Origin of the sequence: Neisseria sicca VK64 (assembly GCF_000260655.1) — a bacterium.
Lineage (GTDB): Bacteria > Pseudomonadota > Gammaproteobacteria > Burkholderiales > Neisseriaceae > Neisseria > Neisseria sicca_B.
The window spans coordinates 1-7,846 of record NZ_AJMT01000152.1 but is presented as its reverse complement, the minus strand read 5'-3'; the positions used below and the strand labels follow the sequence as shown (position 1 = coordinate 7,846).

Below are 7,846 nucleotides of genomic sequence, written 5' to 3'. Positions count from 1 at the left end.
GGATTTGATTGACCCTGAAACGGGTGAAGTATTGGCTGTAGCCAACGATGAAATCACTGAAGAGTTGTTGGCAAAATTTGATATCCATGGTGTAAAACAGCTTACTACGCTTTACATTAATGAATTGGATCAGGGTGGCTATATTTCCAATACTTTGCGCACTGATGAGACTGCTGATCAGCAAGCAGCACGTGTTGCGATTTACCGCATGATGCGCCCGGGCGAACCGCCTACCGAGGAAGCAGTCGAGCAGCTGTTTAACCGCTTGTTCTTCAGTGAAGACAGCTACGATTTGTCTCGCGTAGGCCGTATGAAATTCAATACACGGACTTACGAGCAAAAATTGTCTGAAGCACAACAACATTCTTGGTATGGCCGTTTGTTGAACGAAACTTTCGCAGGTGCTGCCGAAAAAGGCGGTTATGTCCTGAGCGTTGAAGATATTGTTGCATCAATTGCTACTTTAGTTGAATTGCGTAACGGTCATGGCGAAGTGGACGATATTGACCACTTGGGTAACCGTCGCGTGCGTTCGGTAGGTGAGTTAACTGAAAACCAATTCCGCAGCGGTTTGGCTCGTGTGGAACGTGCCGTAAAAGAACGCCTGAATCAAGCGGAATCAGAAAACTTAATGCCGCATGATTTGATTAATGCGAAACCTGTTTCTGCTGCCATCAAAGAATTCTTCGGCTCAAGCCAATTGAGTCAGTTTATGGATCAGACCAACCCCTTGTCTGAAGTAACCCATAAGCGCCGTGTATCTGCGTTAGGCCCGGGTGGTTTGACCCGTGAACGTGCCGGTTTCGAGGTGCGAGACGTGCATCCGACTCACTATGGCCGCGTATGTCCGATTGAAACGCCTGAAGGTCCGAACATCGGTTTGATTAACTCATTGTCCGTTTATGCACGTACCAATGATTATGGTTTCTTGGAAACTCCTTATCGCCGCGTTATCGACGGCAAAGTAACCGAGGAAATCGATTACTTGTCTGCTATCGAAGAAGGCCGCTATGTGATTGCACAGGCGAATGCTGATTTGGACAAAGACGGTAATTTGATTGGTGACTTGGTCACTTGTCGTGAAAAAGGCGAAACCATTATGGCAACGCCTGACCGTGTGCAATATATGGACGTGGCAACCGGTCAAGTGGTATCTGTAGCGGCATCTCTGATTCCGTTCTTGGAGCACGATGATGCGAACCGTGCATTGATGGGTGCCAACATGCAACGTCAGGCCGTACCGTGCCTGCGTCCTGAAAAACCGATGGTTGGTACCGGTATCGAACGTTCTGTTGCCGTTGACTCTGCTACTGCAATCGTTGCCCGTCGCGGCGGTGTGGTTGAGTATGTAGATGCCAACCGTGTTGTGATTCGTGTTCATGACGACGAAGCGACTGCCGGTGAGGTAGGTGTCGATATTTACAACTTGGTTAAATTCACCCGTTCCAACCAATCTACCAATATCAACCAACGTCCTGCGGTCAAAGCCGGCGACGTTTTGCAACGCGGCGATTTGATTGCTGACGGTGCATCCACCGATCTGGGTGAATTGGCTTTGGGTCAGAACATGACCATCGCCTTCATGCCATGGAACGGTTATAACTATGAAGACTCGATTCTGATTTCCGAAAAAGTGGCTGCAGACGACCGCTATACTTCGATTCACATTGAGGAATTGAATGTCGTTGCCCGTGATACCAAGCTGGGTGCGGAAGATATCACCCGCGATATTCCGAACTTGTCCGAGCGTATGCAAAACCGTTTGGACGAATCCGGTATCGTTTATATCGGTGCGGAAGTGGAAGCCGGCGATGTGTTGGTTGGTAAAGTAACGCCTAAAGGCGAAACCCAACTGACTCCGGAAGAAAAACTGTTGCGCGCCATCTTCGGCGAAAAAGCATCTGACGTAAAAGACACTTCACTGCGCATGCCTACCGGTATGAGCGGTACGGTTATCGACGTTCAAGTCTTTACCCGCGAAGGTATCCAACGCGACAAACGTGCTCAATCCATTATTGATTCCGAGCTGAAACGTTACCGTCAAGACTTGGGCGACCAGTTGCGTATTTTCGATAACGACGCATTCGACCGTATTGAGCGTATGATCGTCGGCCAAAAAGCCAACGGCGGTCCGATGAAGCTGGCCAAAGGCAGCGAAATTTCGACAGAATATCTGGCGGGTCTGCCTAGTAAACACGATTGGTTCGATATCCGTTTGTCTGATGAAGATTTGGCCAAACAATTAGAACTGATTAAATTGAGTCTGCAACAAAAACGCGAAGAAGCGGACGAGTTGTACGAAATCAAGAAGAAAAAACTGACCCAAGGCGACGAATTGCAGCCTGGCGTACAAAAAATGGTGAAAGTCTTTATCGCCATCAAACGCCGTTTGCAAGCAGGTGACAAAATGGCGGGCCGCCACGGTAATAAAGGTGTGGTATCGCGCATTCTGCCTGTGGAAGACATGCCGTACATGGCGGACGGTCGTCCTGTGGACATCGTACTGAACCCGTTGGGCGTACCTTCTCGTATGAACATCGGTCAGATTTTGGAAGTTCACTTGGGTTGGGCGGCAAAAGGTATCGGCGAGCGTATCGACCGTATGCTGAAAGAGCAACGCAAAGCCAGCGAGCTGCGCGAGTTCTTGAACAAACTCTACAACGGCAGCGGTAAGAAAGAAGATTTGGATGCCCTGACTGATGAAGAAATCATCGAACTGGCTTCCAATCTGCGTAAAGGTGCATCTTTCGCATCGCCGGTATTTGATGGTGCGAAAGAATCTGAAATCCGCGAAATGCTGAACTTGGCTTATCCGAGCGATGATCCTGAAGTCGAAAAACTGGGCTTTAACGACAGTAAAACTCAAATCACGCTGTATGACGGACGCTCTGGCGAACCGTTTGACCGCAAGGTAACAGTAGGTGTGATGCATTATCTGAAACTACACCACTTGGTTGACGAAAAAATGCACGCGCGTTCTACCGGTCCGTACAGTCTGGTTACTCAACAGCCTCTGGGCGGTAAAGCTCAGTTCGGTGGCCAACGTTTCGGTGAGATGGAGGTTTGGGCGCTGGAAGCATACGGCGCAGCCTACACGCTGCAAGAGATGTTGACCGTGAAGTCCGACGACGTAACAGGCCGTACCAAAATGTACGAGAACATTGTCAAAGGCGAACACAAAATCGATGCCGGTATGCCTGAGTCCTTCAACGTATTGGTTAAAGAGATTCGCTCACTGGGCTTGGATATCGATTTGGAACGTTACTAAACAGAAGTTTTCAGACGGCCTCTCTAGGTCGTCTGAAAAAGCGGTTGCAGAATAAGAATGAATTAATCGAAATCTGAAAATATCAGGTCGTCTGAAACCGCAACACGTACCGTTTCCAATATCGAAAATCCGCCATGCGGTAAAAATACTTCCTTCAAGGAGCAAAAATGAATTTGTTGAACTTATTTAATCCGTTGCAAACTGCCGGCATGGAAGAAGAGTTTGATGCCATCAAAATCGGCATTGCTTCTCCCGAAACCATCCGCTCATGGTCTTACGGCGAAGTTAAAAAGCCTGAAACCATCAACTATCGTACGTTCAAACCTGAGCGTGACGGTTTGTTCTGCGCCAAAATCTTTGGTCCGGTCAAAGACTACGAGTGCTTGTGCGGAAAATATAAACGCTTGAAATTTAAAGGTGTAACCTGTGAAAAATGTGGCGTGGAAGTGACTTTGTCCAAAGTACGCCGCGAACGCATGGGTCATATCGAATTGGCCGCACCTGTTGCACACATTTGGTTCTTGAAATCCCTGCCTTCTCGTTTGGGCATGGTGTTGGACATGACTTTGCGCGACATCGAACGCGTATTGTATTTTGAAGCATTTGTTGTGACCGACCCCGGCATGACTCCGCTGCAACGCCGTCAATTGCTGACTGAAGATGACTACTACAACAAACTGGACGAATACGGCGACGATTTCGATGCCAAAATGGGTGCGGAAGGTATCCGCGAATTGTTGCGCACCTTGGATGTAGCAGGCGAAATCGAAATCCTGCGCCAAGAGCTTGAGTCGACCGGTTCTGATACCAAAATTAAAAAAATCGCCAAACGCTTGAAAGTGTTGGAAGCCTTCCATCGTTCCGGTATGAAACTGGAGTGGATGATTATGGACGTGCTGCCGGTATTGCCGCCTGATTTGCGTCCTTTGGTTCCGTTGGACGGCGGTCGTTTTGCCACTTCCGATTTGAACGATTTATACCGTCGCGTCATCAATCGTAACAACCGTCTGAAACGCCTGCTGGAACTGCACGCTCCTGACATCATCGTCCGCAACGAAAAACGTATGTTGCAAGAAGCGGTTGACTCGCTGTTGGATAACGGCCGTCGCGGTAAAGCCATGACCGGTGCCAACAAACGTCCGCTGAAATCATTGGCAGACATGATTAAAGGTAAGGGCGGTCGTTTCCGTCAAAACTTGCTGGGTAAACGTGTGGACTACTCCGGTCGTTCCGTGATTACCGTAGGCCCATACCTGCGTCTGCACCAATGTGGTCTGCCGAAAAAAATGGCTTTGGAACTGTTCAAACCGTTCATTTTCCATAAACTGGAAAAACAAGGTCTGGCTTCTACTGTTAAAGCAGCGAAAAAATTGGTAGAGCAAGAAGTACCGGAAGTATGGGACATCTTGGAAGAAGTCATCCGCGAACATCCGATTATGCTGAACCGTGCGCCGACCCTGCACCGTTTGGGTATTCAAGCGTTTGAACCTATTCTGATTGAAGGTAAAGCCATTCAGCTGCATCCGTTGGTATGTGCCGCATTTAACGCCGACTTTGACGGTGACCAAATGGCGGTACACGTTCCATTGAGCTTGGAAGCGCAAATGGAAGCGCGCACCCTGATGCTGGCTTCAAACAACGTATTGTCTCCTGCCAACGGCGAACCGATTATTGTACCTTCCCAAGACATCGTATTGGGTCTGTACTACATGACCCGCGACCGCATCAATGCCAAAGGTGAGGGCAGTCTGTTTGCTGATGTGAAAGAAGTGCATCGTGCATACCATACCAAACAGGTTGAGCTGGGTACGAAAATCACCGTACGTCTGCGTGAATGGGTGAAAAACGAAGCTGGTGAATTCGAGCCAGTCGTTACCCGTTACGAAACGACCGTTGGTCGTGCATTGTTGAGCGAAATCCTGCCTAAAGGCCTGCCGTTCGAATACATCAATAAAGCGTTGAAGAAAAAAGAAATTTCCAAGCTGATTAACGCATCGTTCCGTCTGTGCGGCTTGCGCGATACGGTTATTTTCGCCGACCACTTGATGTACACCGGTTTCGGATTTGCAGCCAAAGGCGGTATTTCCATTGCTGTTGACGACATGGAAATTCCAAAAGAAAAAGCGGCCTTGTTGGCTGAAGCCAATGCCGAGGTTAAAGAAATCGAAGACCAATACCGTCAAGGTTTGGTTACCAATGGCGAACGCTATAACAAAGTGGTGGATATTTGGGGTCGTGCCGGCGATAAAATCGCTAAAGCGATGATGGATAACTTGTCCAAACAAAAAGTTATCGATCGTGATGGCAACGAAGTCGATCAAGAGTCATTCAACTCCATCTATATGATGGCAGACTCCGGTGCCCGTGGTTCTGCGGCTCAGATTAAACAGTTGTCCGGTATGCGTGGTTTGATGGCTAAACCTGACGGCTCGATTATTGAAACGCCGATTACCTCAAACTTCCGCGAAGGTCTGACCGTATTGCAATACTTTATTGCGACCCACGGTGCGCGTAAGGGTTTGGCGGATACCGCATTGAAAACCGCGAACTCCGGTTACCTGACCCGTCGTCTGGTAGACGTAACCCAAGACTTGGTCGTTGTTGAAGACGACTGTGGTACTTCAGACGGCTTTGTCATGAAGGCAGTCGTACAAGGCGGTGATGTGATTGAAGCATTGCGCGATCGTATTTTGGGTCGTGTTACCGCGTCTGATGTTGTCGATCCGTCAAGTGGCGAGAACTTGGTTGAAGCCGGTACGTTGTTGACTGAAAAACTGGTGGATATGATTGACCAATCTGGTGTCGATGAAGTCAAAGTCCGTACCCCAATTACTTGTAAAACCCGCCATGGCTTGTGTGCGCACTGTTACGGTCGCGACTTGGCACGCGGCAAATTGGTTAATGCCGGAGAAGCAGTCGGCGTGATTGCCGCTCAGTCTATCGGTGAACCGGGTACCCAGTTGACCATGCGTACGTTCCACATCGGTGGTGCGGCATCCCGTGCGGCAGCAGCCAGCCAAGTTGAAGCCAAATCCAACGGTACCGCACGATTCAGCAGTCAAATGCGTTATGTTGCCAACAACAAAGGCGAATTGGTTGTTATCGGCCGCTCTTGCGAAGTTGTTATTCATGATGACATCGGTCGTGAACGCGAACGCCACAAAGTACCTTACGGTGCTATCTTGATGGTTCAAGACGGTGAAGCCATTAAAGCTGGTCAAACGTTGGCAACTTGGGATCCGCATACCCGTCCGATGATTACCGAACACGCAGGTTGGGTGAAATTCGAAAATGTTGAAGAGGGTGTAACCGTTGCCAAACAAACTGACGATGTAACCGGTTTGTCTACCTTGGTGGTTATTGACGGTAAACGCCGCTCCGGCAGCGCATCCAAACTGCTGCGTCCTACTGTAAAACTGTTGGATGAAAACGGTCTGGAAATCTGCATTCCAGGTACCTCCACCCCGGTATCTATGGCATTCCCTGTGGGTGCAGTGATTACCGTGCGCGAAGGTCAGGAAGTCGGTAAAGGCGACGTATTGGCGCGTATCCCGCAAGCCTCTTCCAAAACTCGCGATATTACCGGTGGTCTGCCGCGCGTTGCCGAGTTGTTTGAAGCACGCGTGCCGAAAGATGCAGGTATGTTGGCAGAAATCACCGGTACCGTTTCATTCGGTAAAGAAACTAAAGGCAAACAGCGTCTGATTATCACTGATGTAGACGGCGTAGCATACGAGACTTTGATTTCCAAAGAGAAACAAATTCTGGTGCACGACGGTCAAGTGGTAAACCGCGGTGAAACCATCGTAGACGGAGCGGTTGATCCTCATGATATTCTGCGTCTGCAAGGTATCGAAGCACTGGCGCGTTATATCGTTCAAGAAGTGCAAGAGGTTTACCGTCTGCAAGGTGTGAAGATTTCCGATAAACACATCGAAGTCATCATCCGTCAGATGCTGCGCCGTGTGAATATTGTCGATTCAGGTGAAACCGAATTCATTACCGGTGAGCAAGTCGAACGCGGCGATGTCATGACAGCTAATGAAAAAGCTTTGGAAGAAGGCAAAGAACCGGCACGTTACGAAAACGTATTGTTGGGTATTACCAAAGCCTCTTTGTCAACCGACAGCTTCATTTCTGCCGCATCGTTCCAAGAAACGACCCGCGTTCTGACCGAAGCCGCCATTATGGGCAAGCAAGACGAGTTGCGCGGTCTGAAAGAGAACGTAATCGTAGGTCGTCTGATTCCTGCCGGTACCGGTTTGACCTACCACCGCAGCCGTCGCCAGCAATGGCAGGAAGCGGAGCAAGAAGCTTCCGAAATCGAAGCAACAGATGAATAATCCGTAGGATGTTTGTTTGAAAGAAAACCGCAAGGCAATATCACTTGCGGTTTTCTTTTTCAGACGACCTGTGTGGATTATAGTGGATTAACTTTAAACCATTACGGCGTTGCCTCGCCTTAGCTCAAAGAGAACGATTCTCTAAGGTGCTGAAGCACCAAGTGAATCGGTTCCGTACTATCTGTACTGTCTGCGGCTTCGCCGCCTTGTCCTGATTTAAATTTAATCCACTATA

The 7,846-nt window shown here is 49.0% G+C and carries 2 protein-coding genes; both read left to right on the top strand.

The window, feature by feature from the left end:
* A partial coding sequence (gene rpoB / locus HMPREF1051_RS09015; protein ID WP_003767482.1) for a DNA-directed RNA polymerase subunit beta occupies nucleotides 1-3,268 on the top strand: 3,268 nt, incomplete at its 5' end.
* A gap of 167 nt (nucleotides 3,269-3,435) precedes the next feature.
* On the top strand, nucleotides 3,436-7,611 hold the full coding sequence (gene rpoC, locus HMPREF1051_RS09010; protein WP_003767484.1) for a DNA-directed RNA polymerase subunit beta': 4,176 nt from the start codon (nucleotides 3,436-3,438) through the stop codon (nucleotides 7,609-7,611).
* Nucleotides 7,612-7,846: the final 235 nt, after the last annotated feature.

What these genes read in the sequence shown, in the direction of transcription:
- rpoC (WP_003767484.1), top strand. Translation starts at nt 3,436, where the DNA reads ATGAATTTGTTGAACTTATTTAATCCGTTGCAAACTGCCGGCATGGAA.